The sequence below is a fragment of the Herbaspirillum sp. meg3 genome, from assembly GCF_002257565.1.
In the GTDB taxonomy this organism is placed as follows: domain Bacteria; phylum Pseudomonadota; class Gammaproteobacteria; order Burkholderiales; family Burkholderiaceae_D; genus Herbaspirillum.
This window is the reverse complement of record NZ_CP022736.1, coordinates 3,519,846-3,537,952: the sequence shown is the minus strand read 5'-3', so window position 1 is coordinate 3,537,952 and position 18,107 is coordinate 3,519,846. Positions and strand designations below refer to the sequence as shown.

Genomic DNA, 18,107 nt, shown 5'->3' with positions numbered 1-18,107 from the left:
TGAGGATAAAAAGGGCGGATGTTTCCGCCCTTTTTTACGCCTGCACATTCATCTCATCAGTTTATCTTGCTTCAGTCGAAGCGACGGTTGTACAGAATGTTCAGACCGTTGATGGTACCCGTACGCGCTACCACCGACCAGCGGCGCGACAACTGCCACGTCGCCTTGGCGATGCTGGCGGCGCCGGTCAGGCTTTGTTCGTAGCCGACCGAGAGTTTTTCCGAAATCGCCTTGCCGAGATTGACGACCTGTTCGTCGGAGAGTCCCGACTCGCTGGCGCCGATGGAGAACTGGTCGAGGCCAATGTCCTTGGCGATCTTCTTGCCGCCAAAATTACCGACGAAGGCGAGCGCCTGGCTGCTGGCGCTGCGCTGACCGAGGCCGGAGCTGTCGCTGCCGTGGCCGAACATCATCCAGGACAGTTTTTCGTCGTCAGGGACATTCGGTTCCGACACCAGGCGCACGCGCGGCTGGTTGGCGTTGCCGGTGACTTCGACGCCGGCCTCGACGTCCTGATTGCGGCGCATCGCAAGGATGTTCAGATTGGGATTGCTGATCGGTCCCTGGAAGTTGATGATGCCGCGCTCAATGTTGAGCTTGGTGCCGAAGGCTTCGTAGGTGCCTTCTGCGACGTTGATGGTGCCGGTGGCACGCAAGGGCATCAAGGGTTCGCTGCGTACCGTCATGTCGCCGCGCAGGCGCAGGTCGGCGCCGCTGCCGTTGAAGCGGAAGTTGTTGCCCAGATCGACCTGGATATTCATCACCGGGGCGAAACGTCCGGCAGGTTTTTCGGTTGCGGCTGTCAGTTTCTCTTTCGATGTTGCTGCTGCGCCGGCCTTGGCTCGGGATTTCCCATCCTTGTCTTTCCGGACAATCACGACGTCGTCGCCGAGTTTGGGTGCGCTGCTTTTTGGGAGATCAAACAAGGCCTTGTCGACCACGAATTTGCCATCGATGCGCAACTGTTCATTGACGTTGGCAAGCTTGGCCTGACCCGACAGCATCAGTTGCCGGTCAGGGCTGGCGAACAGTTGCAGGTGATCGGCGACGATAGTGGCATTGAGATCCGGATCCGATGCGCCGAGCTGGACCTTGCCGGTCGCGCGCAAGGTACCTTCGCCACCGTGGAACTCGATCTGACGCAGGTCAATGACATTGTCGTCCATCACGATGCGGGCGATACCATCCTTGAGCTGGATACCCTGATCGAACAGCGTCACCGCGAGATTGTCGCCATTGATGGCGCCCGAGAGGCGCGGCTTTCCCACCGTGCCGCCGGCGTTCAACTCCATGGCCAGTTTGCCGTTGAGGCTGTATTGCGGACCCAGCAGCGCGCCGATGGTTTTGACTTCGGGGACGTTAAGTCGGGCTTGCGCCTTGAGCGGCGAATCTGCAAGCAGTGCGAGGAGTCCATCCTGCCTGATCAAGCCGGCCTGGCCGTTGGCTTCCAGCGTACCGATGCGGCTGGCTGCCATGCGCCCCTCAAACTTTGCTTCCTGCCCCGCGAGGTCGACACGCAGCTGCAACGCCGACAGTCCCAGCGCCACCAATGTGCTGCTGGTATTGACGGAGACGTCGCCGCTCTTGCGTGCGATCTGCAGATAGCCGCTGGCGGTTTCGGCCAGACCAAAATTCCAGTCGGCATCGAACACCAGATCGGTCTTGACCGGCGGTGGTGTGCCGGTCATTTCTTGCACCAGTTCCAGAAGACGACCGACATCGACAGCCTTGGCGCTGCCTTCCGAGCGGATACGGCCCTGCCGATAGCTGAGGCTGCGCAGATCGATGGCCATCTTGTCGATATTGAGCCGTGTCGCACCGGCGATCACTGTGTCGGGCGCCAGCATCAGGCTCAGCGGCGAGGCCAGGGCGATGCGCGGCAAGCCCTGATTGTCCAGCTTATCGATGACACCATTCCAGCCGTAACCGGCTTTGTCTTCGGTGACTTTGCCGTGGGCATTGAACTGCAGCGCCAGCGTCTGATCCTTGACGCGGCCGTCGGCTTGCAGCGCAAGCTGATGGTTCCCATAGGTGCCGGACAAGTTCAGCTTCAACTGTTTGAGCACGGCATCAGGACCTTTGTAGCCTTCGCCGTTCAGCGTCAACTGCAGTTTGTTGTTGGCCGATGCGGCACCGCCGGCCAGATCGGTCTGCAAATCGGTTTGTCCGTCGAGCTTGCTCAGATGATGCTGGCCAAACGCCAACTGCTCGCCGCTGTAGGTCGCCCGCAGGTTCGGCTTCTGCATGGTGCCGGTGACCTGGCCGTCCAGCTTCAGCAGACCGGAGATACCGAATCCCAATCGTGCCAACTGAGGCGCGTTGACGTGAACATCGAGACGATCGGACGGTGCGCCGAAAGCGCCTTTGAGTTGCAGCTGATTGCCTGCTACCAGCAAATCGACGGTGCTGGGCAGTAGACGCTTGCCGGCCAGTTGCACTTTGCCATTGCCACTCATCGGCAGGTTGTCGTAGCTGCTGTCGTGGATGTTGAAGGCGAGCTTCGCTTGCAGTTCCGGCGACAGCGAACCGCTGGTGTCGAAATCCATGTTGATACGTGCCGAGATGGATCTGCTGCCGGTGTTTGCCTGCACGGTACCGGTACGCATCCACAGGGATGGATCGAAGTTGCTGAGCTTGCCCTTGAATGCATAATCCATCGCACCAACCGTGCCCAATGTGCCGGCCAGTTCCAGGCGGGCTTTGGCGGCGGTCAGTTGCACGTGATTCAGCGTGACTTTGTCGGCGTTGATGGTGGCGTCGGCGAGGACGTTGTAGACGGCATCCTGCAGCTTGAGCACGATGTCTTGCGCGTCGGGCTTTAACTGCACGGTGAGCGGGCCGTGCAGCGCAGTCGGTTTAAGCTCGCCATGGATGGCGTGCAAGTCCAGGTCGGCAATCTGGAAGTCAAAACTGCCGGCCTTCTCCGCCGGACGGAATTGCCCTTTTCCGGTGATGCGGGCCTTGCTGAGAAGAGCGATATGCAAGTCTGACAATTGTTGGCTGTCCACGCCAAGATCGACATTCGCTTTGGCGGACGTCAAGGGCAAACGTTGCTGATTGATGCTTCCGGGGATGGCATTGTTGATCGTTACATCGCCCGCCACGCGTAAATTGTCGGCGCTGGCCCCAGCGACCGGCGCCAGATTGGCTTGCAGACGTAAATCCGCCTTGGGTGCACCCGAGCTGAAGGTTTGCGGATTGACATGCTGGAGGTCGATCCTGGCCTTCTTCAGCGGGACGGCCGCGAAAGGTGTGGCGACGATGTCTGCAGAACCGTTGAGCTTGTCGCCGCTGGCGGTCAGGGCAATGCCAAGTTCTTCAAGGGAGCCGGACAGCTGCGCCGCCAGCTGGAATTTTTCTTGTAGTTTTTCCTGCTGATACAGACCTGCCAGTTCCACACCGCCGCTGGTGGCAAAGGGCCGTTTGCCGTTCAGATGCAGCAGGGCAGTAGCCTGGCCGAAAGCGGTGGTCAGTTTGTCCAGCACCAGCGTATGTTGCACACCGTCGGACGTGCCATGCAATTGCAGACCACTGAGTTCGGTGATGGACGTGCCTGTTTGCAGGTGCAGCTGTTGCAGCGAGATATCGTTCAGATCCAGTGCCAGCGGCAAGCTCAGCGACGACGGCAAGACGGTCGGCGTTGGCGGTGTGGGCTGCTTGTTGATGTCGACCGTGCCCACATGCAGATAAGACACCGTCAGCCGGCGTTGGCGCAATGACAGGCGCCAGCTGGATTCGATGCGATCAATATCCAGTTGCATGGTCGCATCGCGATAGCGCAGGTCGCGCAGGCGTATGCCTTCGGCCAGATTACCGCCAACAAGTTTGCCCGACAACTTGCCTTGCATCGCCCAGACGGCAATCTGCCATGCATTGCGGGTGCCGCTGTCGGTAGCGACCAGCCAGAGCGTTGACGCTGTCAGCGCGAGCAATAGTGCAAAGACACCGGCCAGCAGCCAGCGCCCGACATGCCTGCTTTTTCGCGGGGCGGAAGCAGGTGGTTGCTGGTTGTCGCCAGAGTCAGACGCGGTGGATGGTGTTGGTGCGGTCATGCGTACGTCGTATCGATTCGAAGTAAATTCAGGCGTAAATTAAAAGGCGATGCCAAGCGAAATATGCGGACGGATTTGTTTCTTCTGTACGCCATAGGCCAGATCGAGGTTGAGCGAGCCCACCGGGCTGCGCCAGCGTGCACCGGCCCCGACGCCGTTATAGAAGGTTTTGTTGTTCCAGTTATCAGCGGCGGCACCGACATCGTAGAACACAGCAGCCCCCCATTTTTCCGTGAACCAGCGTTGATATTCGGCGCTCCCCGTCACCAGATATTTGGTCGGATAGACGGTACCATTTTGTTCATTGCCGATGCTGTCGTAGCTGTAACCGCGCACAGACTCATTGCCGCCTGCGCGAAACAACAGCGACGCCGGGACTTCAGATGCCGAGCCTTTGGTGAAGACGCCGCCCAGTTCAGTGCGGAAGATGATCAGATCGCGTTTGGCGACCGGCAGGTATTGTTTGAAGCGGCCGTAGATACGGCCGAACGTCTGGTCGGTGATCACACCTTTGAGCGCAAAACCGGTTTCTATCGTCAGCAGATTGCCATGACGCGGGAAGATGGGATCGTCCACATTGCGGCGCGCCCATGAAAATCCCGGCACCAGCGCCTGATGCTTGCCCTGAGAAATGACGGTATTGCTTGGCAGGGTGGCGCCATTTTCTTGTTGCAGTTCGTCGCGGTAATAGGTCAGTGTATAAGCCGTGTCATACAACTCGCCGGTGCGCGCGCGTTTGATGCCGGCGCGAAGGCTGCGCAGGTCGACGCCTTCGAGGCGGGTGCGTTCCATCGAGGTGTTGACGCTGTTGACGAAGTTCTTGCTGTCCGGCGGCATGGCCAGATTGAGCAAGCCGTACTGGCGTTTTTGTTCCAGCCGCAATTGACTGTCGAAGACGTAGGCTTTGTTGAAAACATTGTAGTGCGTATAACGGCCTTCGACTTGGGCACCCGTATCGGTGGCGTAACCGACACCCGTGCGGATACGCTGCGTGGGGAATTCGGTGACTTGTACCTTGACCGGTGTCATGTCGGGATTCTCGGGATCATTGTCGATGCCGACGATGGCGTTACTGAAGTAGGGCGTGTTCTGGATTTGACGCTGCAGCGACAGCAGGCGATTGACGTCATATTCTTCGCCGATATTGAGCGGATTGACGTTACGGATGATGCTTTCCGGATAGCGTTTGGTGCCGGTAATCTGCAATGGCCCCAGCGTGAAGCGGGGGCCACTGTCGTATTGCACCGTCAGGTCGGCCTGCTGATCATCGGGATCAATGCTGGCTTGCGACTCGGCGATACGGGCGGCGGCATATTTGTGCTGCTGCAGTTTTTCCAGCCCCTGATTTTTGGCGGCGTCCCAGTCTTCCTGGCGGAACGGCGCGCCGGCCGGCAAAGACCAGTTCTTTTGGATATCGGCAATGCGCGCAGGATCTTGTTGCACGGCAGCACCCGTTGCGGTGATGTCGACCGCATTGATCTTTGTCTGCGGCCCGGCCTCTACCTGCAATTTGATGTGTTTGGTGCTTTTCTCGTCCTGAGATTGCTCCACCTTGATTGTCGTCTTGGGAGTGAAGTAACCTTCCGTCGATGCCAGTTGCACGACCTGGTCATTGACGGTATCAAGCAAGAACTGCAGCTGTTCGTCGCTCAGGTCTGCGCGATCCTGGTAGCGCACCAGATCGAGATGTTCCTTGAGCATTTTTTGCAGCGGCGCGGGAGCATCAATGTCGACTTTATATGCGGCATGCGCCGATCCGGCCGCACACGACAAAACAGCAATGGCTAATCGACAAGTCCATTTCATTGGGGTGTTCGTAAATTCTGAAATCGTAGTAATCAAAGCACTCAGATGAAAGTGCAGTTAGGATGTTGTTTGTTCTATTGAACTAGGCCCTGCCCAGGGTAAATAGTTCCCGGATTATCCGGCGGTCAGGCAGGCCAAAACTTGTCGTTATTGTATCCGGCAAACTGAAGAATCGAGTCCGAAACGCGGGATTTGACACGATTTTCAGAATTTTCTCTAGTGTGGACATGAAGGAGCAGGGTAGTGAGTGAACAAGCAACGGCAACCGACAAGGCAACGCAGGAAAGTTTGATATCGATCCACCGCTGGACCGATAAGTTGCTGACTTTCAGGACTACACGTCCGGCCGGTTATCGCTTCACGCCGGGGCAGTTTGCTCGCCTGGGATTGCTGGTCAATGGCGAGATGGTGTGGCGCGCCTATTCAATTACGTCGGCGGAAACCGAAGACCAGTTGGAGTACTACGCCATCATCGTCCCCGGCGGTTTGTTTACCTCGGCGCTGGACAAGATGCAACCGGGCGATCCGATATGGGTGGAAAAGCTCAGCTACGGATTCATGACGCCGGATCGTTTTACCGACGGCGAGGACTTCTGGATGCTGGCAACCGGAACCGGGTTGGGACCGTATATTTCGATTCTGCAACAGCGCGAGGTGTGGCAGCAGTTTCGCAATCTGATTCTGGTGCATTGCGTGCGCCATGAGAATGAGCTGACCTATCAGGAAAAATTTGAGGCCTTGCGCGCCGAAGCAGTCGCACAGAATTTGCCCGCGCAATTACGCGTGATCACGATGACGACGCGAGACAATGCGATCGATGCCGCTGAGCCTGCCGCCGCAAATCGGCTGCACGGCCGCATCACCACGGCCTTGCGTGACGGCACTCTGGAGAAAAAGCTTGGAATAGACATTACGGCGGCATCGTCACGCCTCATGGTGTGCGGAAATCCTGAAATGATCACCGAGGTGCGCGAGCTATTGAAAGAGCGTGGGCTGGGGCCTTGCCGGCGCGCTGGCGGCGGCCAGTTCATCACTGAAGATTATTGGTGACAGTACCGTATTGACCCGGCCGGATTGGCCGGATGGGGTATGGGCGATGTAGACGACAAGTCACATCGCCTTTTTTGTGTTGCTTTCTGAGATTTTCGTGAAGGCCAAGGTTTGGTCGTGATTGCAGAATACTCGACATTCTTCTTGGTACGTCCTTCCTGCACGGCGAGTGATCGGCTCAATCAATAGTGACGTATATCCACATTGCGCCCGACGAGTGTGTCATTAAAAAACAAAATCAAATCACATCGCTTTCGGCATTCAATTTCATTTTTCAGATATCGGCTTCTTCCAAAAACATGGGAGTGATAAGAAAAAATATTATAAAAATAAGAATTTTCTTAAAGATTTTTGAAGCGCTCCCTTCCTATACTGCACCCCGTGATGAATTTGGTTTCGAATAAATTCTGAAGATCATCGTTGCCCTGCGTTTTCAATTTTTGATGAAAAATATTTTTCGATGTGCTGCCGTATGACAAGTCAGACATCGACTTCAAGGAAAGAAAATGCCGGGAACCAAACGCCTGAGGGTCACTTTAAGAGTGTCGATTTTTTTAACGGCGCATCGCACATGCACGAGGTGAGTACGACCGGAGTAACTAAGCACTTGAATCGATAAGAGGAGAAAACATGAGTTTGATTTTGAATAAAGTTTTGCAAATCGCCATTGCCGACGACCATCCAGTCGTACTGAATGCGCTGAAAAATGAACTGGGCCGCCTGCCGGAATTTCGCATTGTCCTGATGGCGCAGACCGGCGAGAAATTGCTGGAGTCATTGCAGCGTACGCCGTGCGAAGTCGTCATTACTGACTTTGCCATGCCCACTGATGACAAGGACGAGTCGGATGGCTTTGTTCTGATCAAGCGTATCCGCAATGACTATCCATCGACCAAGCTGATCGTCTACACCGCGATGAGCAACAGCGCGGTGGTGAAGCGCCTGTACCGTATGGGGGTATTTTCGGTGATCAGCAAGAAAGAAAAAGCGGAAGAGTTGATCAACGCTTGCATGGCGACGCAAACCAGCAAGCAAGTGTACTTCCCGGTTTCCTTGCGTGGTGAGCTGGAGATGAGCTGGGCGCAAGGCGACGCTTTTGCGCAAAACAAGGAGTTGACGATGAGCGAGTTGGAAGTGGTGCGCTTGTTTGTCGGCGGCAGTTCGCTGAGTGATATCTGCGAGCGCTTGTCGCGCACGCCGAGCACCGTCAGCACCCACAAAAACAATGCCATGCGCAAGTTGGGTCTGGGAACGGATGCCGATCTGATCAAGTATGCGTATGCGACCGGAATGATCTGAACGTGTCGCTGCTTGTCGTGACGAGGCCTGCCCATGATAAAAATGGGCAGGCCTTTTTGTATGGATAGTTGCGTGCCCCAGTATTTATCGTGGCTTGGTTTAATCTGCGACGACCCTTTCTGCGCTCAGCTTTGGAAGGTACGAGCTTTAACAAGCATCAACGGAGAGTGTTTTTTTGCAATTGAATACGCGAACGAATTCAGAGGTAAATTTGCCTTTGCTTTGTCGGATTGCTTATTTGCTTTGCGAAAGGGAGCATCAGATACAAGTTTGAAGCGGTCGCGAGAAGTCGCACGAAAGGGCAAGTGTGATTTGCGGAAAAAGCGGGGAGGGCGCAGAGAGATGAAAAGACAAGTCCAGAAAGCAAAAAAGGCCGTATCCGGTCTTTGATTTCTTTGGCTATTTTTTTATTTCTTGCCTGAGATGTTGAGGCCTTTTATGTTAAAAGCGCCTTTGCAGTGTTGGGGTGGCTGACGGGGCTCGAACCCGCGACAACAGGAATCACAATCCTGGACTCTACCAACTGAGCTACAGCCACCACTGCATAACCTGGGACCAAGTTTCGTCTCAGATCAGTGAAGCAAAAGATTATACAAAACTACTGGCATTATGGCAAATGAATTAGTCACTCTATTTTGTTTGCCGTCGATAAATCGCTTACTACGGCGTTTTTCCGTTGATCTGCACGATATCTGGTCTCATTTTCAACAGTTTTGAAAAGACATTTTCCAGTGTGGCCGCGCTGGCGGTCGTATAGGCCGTCATGTCACCCTGCGCGACTGCCGTATTGCAAAGCAAAGATCGCTCTTCCAGCAGACGTTGCAGCTGGCGTGTCACGGCTTCACCGGTATCGATGATGATGGGTGTCGCCAAGCCGGCATGACGTGCCGCTGATTCAATCAGCGTACGGACAAAAGGATAATGTGTGCAACCGAGCACCAAGGTGTCGGCGCCTTGCTCTATGAGCGGGGCGACGTACTGATCGACGAGTCGGGCAGTGGTCGCGGCAAGCAGCTCACCTTTTTCGATCTGGTCGACGAGTCCGACACAGGCCTGCGATAAAAAGCGGGCACCGGTATTGACGGCGACTTGCTCACGGAGCTGTATAAAACGCTTGCTCGACAAGGTACTGCGGGTGGCAAGCACGCCGATGATCTTGCTTTTGCTTTGGGCTGCAGCCGGTTTGAGTCCAGGCTCGATGCCGACCACGACCAGCTGTGGCCAGCGTTCGCGGATGGCCAGGATGGCGGCGGCAGTGGCCGTATTGCAGGCGACCACCAGCGCCTTGATGCCAGCCTCGATCAGAAAGCCGGCGACCGCCAGCGAGCGTTCCACGATCTGTTGTTCGTTTTTGTCGCCGTAGGGGGCATAACCGGAGTCGGCGAAATACAGTAGCTTTTCTTGCGGCAAAGCGATGCGAACATGACGCAGCACCGACAAACCGCCGATACCGGAATCGAAAATGCCGATGGGCGCATCGGCGGCCATCGGCATCGGTGTTACATGTGATTGCAAAGCTGTACCGTTCATCAGGGAGTGATCCGCATCTCAATCACGCCAGCGATACCCGGCAGCAGCTTTGCTGGTTGCAGCAGCATCATGCAGTCGTGACAGGAATCTTGCTCAGCGAAACACTGGCAGCAATCTTTTCCTTCCACTCGGCAGGCCCGGTGTTGTGCACCGAGATACCGTTGGCGTCAACCGCCACCGTGACGGGCATGTCCTTGACGTCGAACTCGTAAATCGCTTCCATGCCCAGATCTGCAAAGCCCAGCACCTTGGCCGACTTGATCGCCTTGGACACCAGATACGCCGAGCCGCCGACTGCCATCAGATAAGCCGACTTGTGCTTCTTGATCGCCTCGATGGCGGCAGGGCCGCGCTCCGACTTGCCGATCATGGAGATCAGGCCGGTTTGCTCCAGCATCATGTCGGTGAACTTGTCCATGCGGGTCGCAGTTGTCGGACCGGCAGGGCCCACCACTTCGTCACGTACCGGATCAACCGGGCCGACGTAGTAGATCACGCGGTTGGTGAAGTCGACCGGCAGCTTCTCGCCTTTGGCCAGCATCTCCTGGATACGCTTGTGCGCAGCATCGCGGCCGGTCAGCATCTTGCCGTTCAACAGCAAGGTTTGACCCGGTTTCCACGAAGCGACTTCTTCCTTGGTCAATGTGTCGAGGTTGACGCTCTTCGACTTCTCGGTGTCAGGCACCCAGTGCACTTCCGGCCATTCGGACAGCGATGGCGGATCCATGTAGGCCGGGCCGGAGCCATCCAGCACGAAGTGGCCGTGGCGGGTTGCAGCACAGTTCGGGATCATCGCGACCGGCTTGGATGCCGCGTGCGTCGGATACATTGCAATCTTGACGTCAAGCACGGTCGTCAGGCCGCCCAGGCCTTGCGCGCCGATGCCCAGAGCGTTGACCTTGTCGCACAGTTCGATACGCAGCTCTTCAGTCTTGTTTTGCGGACCGCGCTGCTTCAGTTCGTACATGTCGATGTCGTCCATCAGCACTTCCTTGGCCATCAGCATGGCCTTTTCAGCCGTGCCGCCGATACCGATGCCCAGCATGCCTGGCGGACACCAGCCGGCGCCCATGGTCGGCACGGTCTTCAAGACCCAGTCCACCAGCGAATCGGAAGGATTGAGCATGACGAACTTGGTCTTGTTCTCGGAACCGCCGCCCTTGGCAGCGATGCGCACGTCGACGGTATTGCCCGGCACCAGTTCCATGTGGATCACGGCAGGGGTGTTGTCCTTGGTGTTCTTGCGGTCGAATTGCGGGTCGGCCACGATGGAGGCGCGCAGCACGTTGTCCGGATGGCTATAGCCCTGGCGTACGCCCTCGTTGACGGCGTCGGCGATGGAGCCGCTGCCGAAACCTTCAAAGCGCACACCCATGCCGATTCGCAGGAACACGTTGACGATGCCGGTATCCTGGCAGATCGGACGCTTGCCTTCGGCGCACATGCGCGAATTGGTCAGAATCTGGGCGATGGAATCCTTGGCGGCCGGATTTTGCTCCAGCTCATAGGCACGCGCCAGATGCTGGATGTAATCCACCGGATGGTAATAGCTGATGTATTGCAGCGCGGCGGCTACAGATTCGATGAGATCGTCTTGCTTGATGATGGTCATGGCTGGTTCTCTCGGGTTGAATGAATAATGCGGAAAGAGGGCTGTCAGTGCGGGTCAGGCGACCCCGACGGCTCTTGCGGATGGCTCATGAGCCGGTCGCAGTAGGCGATCGCCATGGCGGACAACAGAAAGGTAATGTGAATGCCGGTCTGCGCCAGCAAGGTCTTGACGTCGTACAGGTTGGCGTTGATGAAGGTCTTGAGCAGATGGATGGACGAGATGCCGATGATCGCTGTCGCCAGCTTCACCTTTAGCACGGACGCATTGACATGCGACAGCCACTCGGGCTGGTCGGGATGGCTTTCCAGATTCATGCGCGACACAAAGGTCTCGTAGCCGCCGACGATCACCATGATCAGCAGATTGGAAATCATCACCACGTCGATCAGCGCCAGCACCACCAGCATGATGGTCTGCTCGTTGAGCTTGTCGGGACGCAGCGCGCCCTCGATGGCGACGGCGTCGAGGATATGTTCGAGTGAAGATGGATTGCCCAGCGCTGCACCGATCAGGTCGCTCAGCTCGACCCAGAAGTGGTAGACGTAGACGCATTGCGCCAGGATCAGACCAAGATACAAAGGCAGTTGCAGCCACCGGCTCATGAAAATCAGATTAGGCAGGATGCCGATCTTTTTCTTGCCGGAAGAAGCGGGACGGGTGTCTTTCATTGGCGCGAATCTTAAAAGTCGTAGAGTTGAAACCGGAGATGTCTGCAAGGCGCGATCCGGGCAACGTGTTGTTCAATCGTTGCCGCTATGTAAGCGGTACTCGGTCGGTACCTTGTCTGGCGCGCCGTCGCAAGCTGCGGACGAATTCAGGCCGCTATTTTACACTCCCTTGCCGCTCTCTTGGCGGCAGAGCGCGATTCCATCCGTATCGCTGTCGATCTTGCCGGCAAATGCGATAATGCAGGCGGGCAATATCGCAAGACAGACTTGTTGCAAACTTCACCGTATCACTGTGGTCTGACCCTTGGACGGGCTTGAATCCAGCCGCGAACAGCGCACTGAGGCCGGTTCCGGCGGATCATCAATCCGGAAGGTGTAAGGACTGAGTAAGTGAAAACGCCTATGTTTTGCAAAACGCAAAAATCAGAAGTGAAGCGGTACGCAAAAACAGATCGGTTTTTAAGGCAAGTAAAAACCGGCGCTCGCGGCACGCAAAACTGACCGGTTTTTGCCAAAAGCAAAAATCATCAATCGCAGGAGACTAATCGTGGCAGACATCGAAACCTTCAAGCAGGAAAACCGTGTATTCGCTCCACCGGCAGAATTCGTAAAAAATGCCACCGTATCCGGCATGGATGCCTATAACGCCTTATGCGCCGAAGCAGAGCGCGACTACGAAGGCTTCTGGGCCCGCCTCGCGCGTGAAAACCTGCAATGGAAAAAGCCCTTCACCAAAACCCTGGACGAGTCCAACGCGCCGTTCTACAAATGGTTTGACGACGGCCAGATCAACGTCTCGTACAACTGCCTCGACGTCAATCTTGAAAACGGCAACGCCGACAAGGTCGCCGTCATTTTCGAATCCGATGACGCCAAAGTCACGCGCGTCACTTATCGTGAACTGCACAAAAAAGTCTGCCACTTCGCCAACGGCTTGAAGTCGCTCGGCGTCAAGAAAGGCGACCGCGTCGTCATCTACATGCCAATGTCGGTCGAAGGTGTCGCCGCCATGCAAGCCTGCGCCCGTATCGGCGCCACGCATTCGGTGGTGTTCGGCGGCTTCTCCGCCAAGTCGCTGCAAGAGCGCGTCATTGATGCCGGCGCAGTCGCCGTCATCACCGCCGATTATCAAGTGCGCGGCGGCAAGCAATTGCCGCTCAAATCCATCGTTGACGAAGCACTCGCCATGGGCGGCTGCGACACCATCAAGAACGTCATCGTCTACAAGCGCACCGGTGCCGACATCAATTGGGTCGAAGGCCGCGACCTCTGGTTGCACGACGTCGTCGCCAATCAGTCCGACGTCTGCGAGCCGGAATGGGTTGATGCCGAACATCCGCTCTTCATCCTCTACACCTCCGGCTCCACCGGCAAACCGAAGGGCGTGCAGCACTCGTCCGGCGGCTACCTGCTGTGGGCCGTGCTAACGATGAAATGGACTTTCGACATCAAGCCGAACGACATCTACTGGTGTACCGCCGACATCGGCTGGATCACCGGCCACACCTACATCGCGTACGGCCCGCTGGCTGTCGGTGCAACACAAATCGTGTTCGAAGGCGTGCCGACCTATCCAAACGCCGGCCGCTTCTGGGACATGATCCAACGCCACAAGGCCACTATTTTCTACACCGCGCCGACCGCGATCCGCTCGCTGATCAAGGCCGCCGACGCCGACGAAAAAATCCATCCCAAGCAATACGACCTGTCCTCGCTGCGCTTGCTGGGCTCAGTCGGCGAGCCGATCAATCCGGAAGCCTGGATGTGGTACTACAAAAACATCGGCAATGAAAAATGCCCGATCGTCGACACCTTCTGGCAAACCGAAACCGGCGGCCACATGATCTCCCCGCTGCCGGGCGCGACACTGCAGGTGCCGGGTTCCTGCACATTGCCACTGCCGGGCATCACCGCCGCCATCGTCGACGAAACCGGCAACGATTTGCCCAACGGCACCGGCGGCATTCTGGTCGTCAAGCGCCCGTGGCCATCCATGATCCGCACCATCTGGAACGATCCCGAGCGTTTCAAGAAGAGCTATTTCCCAGAAGAGTTCGGCGGCAAGGTCTATCTCGCCGGCGACGGTGCAATCCGCAACAAGGAAACCGGCAACTTCACCATCACCGGCCGCATCGACGACGTGCTCAACGTCTCCGGTCACCGCATGGGCACGATGGAAATCGAATCCGCGCTGGTCGCCAATCCGATCGTGGCTGAAGCAGCCGTGGTCGGCAAACCGGACGAAACCACCGGCGAATCGATCTGCGCCTTCGTCGTTCTGAAGCGCCCACGTCCGACCGGCGACGAAGCCAAAGCCATCGCCAAGGAGCTGCGTGACTGGGTCGCCAAAGAAATCGGCCCCATCGCCAAACCAAAGGAAATCCGCTTCGGCGACAACCTGCCCAAGACCCGCTCCGGCAAGATCATGCGCCGCCTGCTGCGTGTGCTGGCCAAGGGTGAGGACATCACTCAGGACATCTCCACACTGGAAAATCCAGCTATTTTGGATCAGTTGAAAGAAGCGCAATAAAGCGGGCAGTAGCCGATCGGCAGGGCAGGCGGGCAGCGCATCAGGCCCGTTGACTGTATGGCGATCAATAGCAATCAGGCAAGCAATCATGGCGGCGCAGCAATGCGCCGCCATGATTTTTTAGTGGGTGAGGGGAGAAAACTATCTCATTTTCTGAAAAATGTTGCTATAATCAGCGGCTTCGCTAAAAACGAAGCCAAATTCCGGAGAGATGGATGAGTGGTTGAAGTCGCACGCCTGGAAAGCGTGTATAGGTTAATAGCCTATCGGGGGTTCGAATCCCCCTCTCTCCGCCAAGAACAAGTACTAAGCAGTCCAAAGAAGTCTAAAACCCGTATCAAGCTCAGCGCTGATGCGGGTTTTTTGTTTTATGCGGTCTTTTCGGTCCATTGAAATCCGAGGCGTTTATACCCCTGCTTGAACACATGGATGGCATGTGTCAGACACCATGAGTACAAAATGCCAAAACTCGCTACACCTCTGACGGATTTATGTATCAAGGCTGCTAAGCCCAAAGACAAGCCGTATCAGTTGGCTGACGGCGAGGGTATGTACTGTTCCTTTGCCCACTAAAGTTGCTTGCAACCAGCCTGTGGCCAGTCGGATTTGATTCGTACTTGATACGTTATCCTGTTGGCTTCAACATCTGGACCAGGCCAAAGTATCTTTGGCATCATTTCGTACCGGTATGAGTTGATTCCGGTGCGTATTCCTACCGCGCTGATGGTGTCGTTGCCCGGAGTCTGAAAAGATGGTCGGTTTGCGATATACCCGCCGGCAACGCTTTCGTGTGTAAAACAAGACTTCCACCAGTCTCGTCAGAGAGTGATCGTGCCGCCCCGGGTGAGTGCCACCCCTTGTCATGAATTCAATTGTTCCTTACAACCGCTTCAAAGTAATGGCTGTCGCGGCGTTGCTGGTTATCGTCGTGTCAACACTTCCGGTGGCAGCCGGTGTCTACGCCGCGTCTCGCGCGGTTGCGGCGGCCGCGCGTGAGCGCTCGATACTGGCCGTAGACCAAGCCTTGGCGCACGCCGGCGGACTATTGCGCGGCATCTCGCTGGCGCTGGCTGAGATAGAAAGCGCAGACTATCCGCCTTGCTCGGAACGGCATCTCAATAAGATGGTCGCCGCCGCCATTGCGCTGCCGGACGTTGCGGAGATCGGCTATGTTGCAGATCGCGTCTTGCAATGCTCGACCTGGGCAGGAGGGCAAGCCGGAACCCGCGAGAGAGAATCGGATTTTTCCCTGTCCAACGGCATGGCGGTGACGCGCAATATCACGTCCTCAGCACATGCAGGCAAGGGCCTGACGCGCCTGCAATATGGCGCGCACTACGCCTTGGTCGATCCTGCCAGTTTCGCGGATATTCACCTTGATGCAGGCACAAGTATTGCGATCGCAAGTGCGGACGGGCAACTGCTCGGAAGCGCCGGCAGCAGTGGTGAAGAAGGGGATGCGCTCTTGCTGCATGGCGATCAGGGCGCGGCAGCTTATCCCGCGCACGGTGTGTTGAGGCGTGATGCAACCCTGACGGTGCTTAGTTATACTGCGCCGGACCGTCGCATCGTCACCTTGTTGCGCGAACATCCGTCGATGCTGGCGCTCGGCGCTCTGCTGTCCGTGATGATGCTTGTAGTATCGGCCAGACACGTGCGCAAGCGTCTGTCGCCGTTGGCCATCCTTACAGAGGCCGTGAAGCGCCGGGAATTCGTCGTGCATTATCAGCCGATCATGGCGCTGGAATCCGGCGCTTGTGTTGGTGCCGAAGCCCTGGTGCGATGGCAGCGCGCAAATGGCGAGTGGGTTTGGCCCGATGTCTTCATTCCTTTCGCCGAAGAAAACGGATTGATTTTTTCGATTACCGATCAGGTGATCGCTGCCATCGTCACCGAGTTGGGGCCGACGCTGGCGGCGAGAAGCGACTTGCATGTCGCGGTTAATGTTTGTGCGCAGGATCTTCAAAGCGGCAGGATTCTGGATGTGCTGGATGCGGCGCTGGCCGGCAGCGGCATCCGCCCGTGTCAGATCTCGCTGGAAGCGACTGAACGCGGCGTCCGCGATATTGACACCGCACGCGCCACGCTGATGCGGGCGCAACAGCGCGGATACACGACCGCCATCGATGATTTTGGCACCGGCTATTCGTCGTTGTCGTGCCTGGAAAGACTCCCGCTCCATGTACTGAAAATTGACAGGTCGTTTGTCGACGCCGGGGCAGGCACAGGATGTGTGCTCAGGCACATCGTTGCGCTGGCAAAATCCCTGGGTCTGGCACTGGTTGCCGAGGGCATTGAGACGCCTGTGCAGGCAGTGCAATTGCGCGAGCAAGGTGTGGATTTCGGACAGGGTTGGCTCTATGCCAGGGCGATGCCGGCACCCGATTTCAGATCATTTATACGAGAGACGGGGGCTGGAGAGGGAGAGGCGTCCGATTGAGCAGCGCAGTCGCACCGCCACCTGTGAGCGACAGGGAAGACGCAAAAGAGGGAAGACCTGCAGCATCGAAGAACAGCAACATCCGTCAAGCGGTTTGACGGATGAATGAAGCGGGCTGGAGAGCTTAACCGGACTACGCAGCGGGCAGCCAGGGTAGCGGATAAGGGGAGGCGATGAAGGTCGATTCGTTGTCGAACGCCGGTTTGATCACGAAGCCATACAAAAAATCGCTGGGTGACGGCAGCCAGAAAACCATGCTTTCGCTGCGTTCGACACCGTCCCATCCGTATTCGCAGGCCGCCGTTTTTGCCGCCAGCCATCCTTCCGCAAAAGCCAGCGCATCTGGCGTTGCCGGCTGGGTTTCAACCACAACGAGCGAGACGGAGCCGCTTCTTCCAATTTGACGTTCGGTTTCTGCGACGGTCTTCAGGTTGTTCCAAAATGCGTCAACCGAAAGAGTTTTGTAGATGTGCCACTTCATGTCGAGGCTTTCATTGATTGTTGTATTGGTTGTGCTCGCTAAATATTAGCATGGGAGAGTGGGAGTGGTGCAGGGTGCTTCGCGGTAAGGACAGAGGGCCCATGACGGTAACTGCCGCCGCAGCGCAGTACCAGAAAGCATCGTTTGGTAAAAGCTGCGAGGGCGCATGTTGATTCTGCTTAGCGGTTCGAGGTCGAGAAGCTCACTTGTCGCGTCAGTTTGCGTTGAATGTCTGTCGCAATGCGCTGACCTTCCTTGCGGCCGATGGCGGCGGTGTCATAGCCGTCGTTGCGCACCTGCGTCATGTAGGCAGAAATCTTTTTCCCTGCGGCACGACCGATAGCACCGCCATTCAGGTTCCAGCCGGGCGTCGCATAGTACGCGCTGCCGACGCCGGAAAAGCAGGATTTCAGCGTGCCGCCGGCCTGCCGGTTTTCTTCTTGCCGAGTCTGGGTTGTCGTAGTCGCGGCCATTGCCGCCGGATTGGCGTTCGAAATAGAGATCATGTCCGTTGCTTGCATAGTTGAAGGGGAGCCGCAGCTTAAAGCAGTCGTCCCGGTCCGGATATCAAGAAACGTACATGGTCCCGCCTCCCACAAGCGGCTCGGACCTGCCGCGACCACGTCGACGACTTAGCGT

At 56.8% G+C, this 18,107-nt stretch carries 12 protein-coding genes and 2 tRNA genes; 6 read left to right on the top strand and 8 right to left on the bottom strand.

The features are described from left to right. Positions 1-71: 71 nt before the first annotated feature. Together hmeg3_RS15925 and hmeg3_RS15920 are read right to left on the bottom strand one after the other, a co-directional pair. Complete coding sequence (locus hmeg3_RS15925) at positions 72-4,052, bottom strand: translocation/assembly module TamB domain-containing protein (protein WP_094564588.1); 3,981 nt, start codon at positions 4,050-4,052, stop codon at positions 72-74. 39 nt (positions 4,053-4,091) lie between these two features. Beyond that, positions 4,092-5,858: an autotransporter assembly complex family protein gene (locus hmeg3_RS15920; RefSeq protein ID WP_094564587.1), complete on the bottom strand. Its 1,767-nt coding sequence runs from the start codon at positions 5,856-5,858 to the stop codon at positions 4,092-4,094. Positions 5,859-6,101: 243 nt separating this feature from the next. Between hmeg3_RS15920 and hmeg3_RS15915 the strand changes: the two genes are divergently transcribed. Together hmeg3_RS15915 and hmeg3_RS15910 are read left to right on the top strand one after the other, a co-directional pair. Further along, entirely contained in the window at positions 6,102-6,908 is an 807-nt protein-coding gene (locus hmeg3_RS15915; protein WP_094564586.1) for a ferredoxin--NADP reductase, read from the top strand. 630 nt (positions 6,909-7,538) lie between these two features. Next, positions 7,539-8,207 (top strand): response regulator transcription factor, encoded by a 669-nt coding sequence (locus hmeg3_RS15910; RefSeq protein WP_232511670.1) that lies wholly within the window; start codon positions 7,539-7,541, stop codon positions 8,205-8,207. A gap of 462 nt (positions 8,208-8,669) precedes the next feature. On the opposite strand, the gene hmeg3_RS15905 is transcribed toward hmeg3_RS15910, so the two are convergent. The 4 genes from hmeg3_RS15905 to hmeg3_RS15890 form a co-directional block, all read right to left on the bottom strand. Beyond that, positions 8,670-8,745 (bottom strand) — tRNA-His (locus hmeg3_RS15905). Between the two features lie 122 nt (positions 8,746-8,867). Continuing rightward, positions 8,868-9,737 (bottom strand): glutamate racemase, encoded by an 870-nt coding sequence (murI, locus tag hmeg3_RS15900; RefSeq protein WP_232511669.1) that lies wholly within the window; start codon positions 9,735-9,737, stop codon positions 8,868-8,870. 67 nt (positions 9,738-9,804) lie between these two features. Beyond that, the gene (locus hmeg3_RS15895; RefSeq protein WP_094564584.1) at positions 9,805-11,349 is read right to left on the bottom strand and encodes a fumarate hydratase; all 1,545 of its coding nucleotides are present in this window, start codon (positions 11,347-11,349) and stop codon (positions 9,805-9,807) included. A 44-nt stretch (positions 11,350-11,393) separates the two neighbouring features. Then, a complete protein-coding gene (locus hmeg3_RS15890; protein ID WP_094564583.1) occupies positions 11,394-12,017 on the bottom strand; it encodes a YqhA family protein in 624 nt (207 codons plus the stop codon). Between the two features lie 547 nt (positions 12,018-12,564). Between hmeg3_RS15890 and acs the strand changes: the two genes are divergently transcribed. From acs to hmeg3_RS15870, 4 genes are all read left to right on the top strand, one after another. Continuing rightward, the gene (gene acs, locus hmeg3_RS15885) at positions 12,565-14,547 is read left to right on the top strand and encodes an acetate--CoA ligase (RefSeq protein ID WP_094564582.1); all 1,983 of its coding nucleotides are present in this window, start codon (positions 12,565-12,567) and stop codon (positions 14,545-14,547) included. Positions 14,548-14,604: 57 nt separating this feature from the next. Next, positions 14,605-14,766 (top strand): hypothetical protein, encoded by a 162-nt coding sequence (locus hmeg3_RS24770; RefSeq protein ID WP_157739290.1) that lies wholly within the window; start codon positions 14,605-14,607, stop codon positions 14,764-14,766. Beyond that, a tRNA-Ser gene (locus tag hmeg3_RS15880) sits at positions 14,753-14,843 on the top strand. The genes hmeg3_RS24770 and hmeg3_RS15880 overlap by 14 nt, the downstream gene beginning before the upstream one ends. Positions 14,844-15,409: 566 nt before the next feature. After that, complete coding sequence (locus tag hmeg3_RS15870; RefSeq protein WP_094564581.1) at positions 15,410-16,987, top strand: EAL domain-containing protein; 1,578 nt, start codon at positions 15,410-15,412, stop codon at positions 16,985-16,987. A 133-nt stretch (positions 16,988-17,120) separates the two neighbouring features. On the opposite strand, the gene hmeg3_RS15865 is transcribed toward hmeg3_RS15870, so the two are convergent. Both hmeg3_RS15865 and hmeg3_RS15860 read right to left on the bottom strand, forming a co-directional pair. Then, the gene (locus hmeg3_RS15865) at positions 17,121-17,468 is read right to left on the bottom strand and encodes a hypothetical protein (RefSeq protein WP_094564580.1); all 348 of its coding nucleotides are present in this window, start codon (positions 17,466-17,468) and stop codon (positions 17,121-17,123) included. A gap of 179 nt (positions 17,469-17,647) precedes the next feature. Further along, entirely contained in the window at positions 17,648-17,974 is a 327-nt protein-coding gene (locus hmeg3_RS15860) for a hypothetical protein (protein ID WP_094564579.1), read from the bottom strand. Positions 17,975-18,107 lie beyond the last annotated feature (133 nt).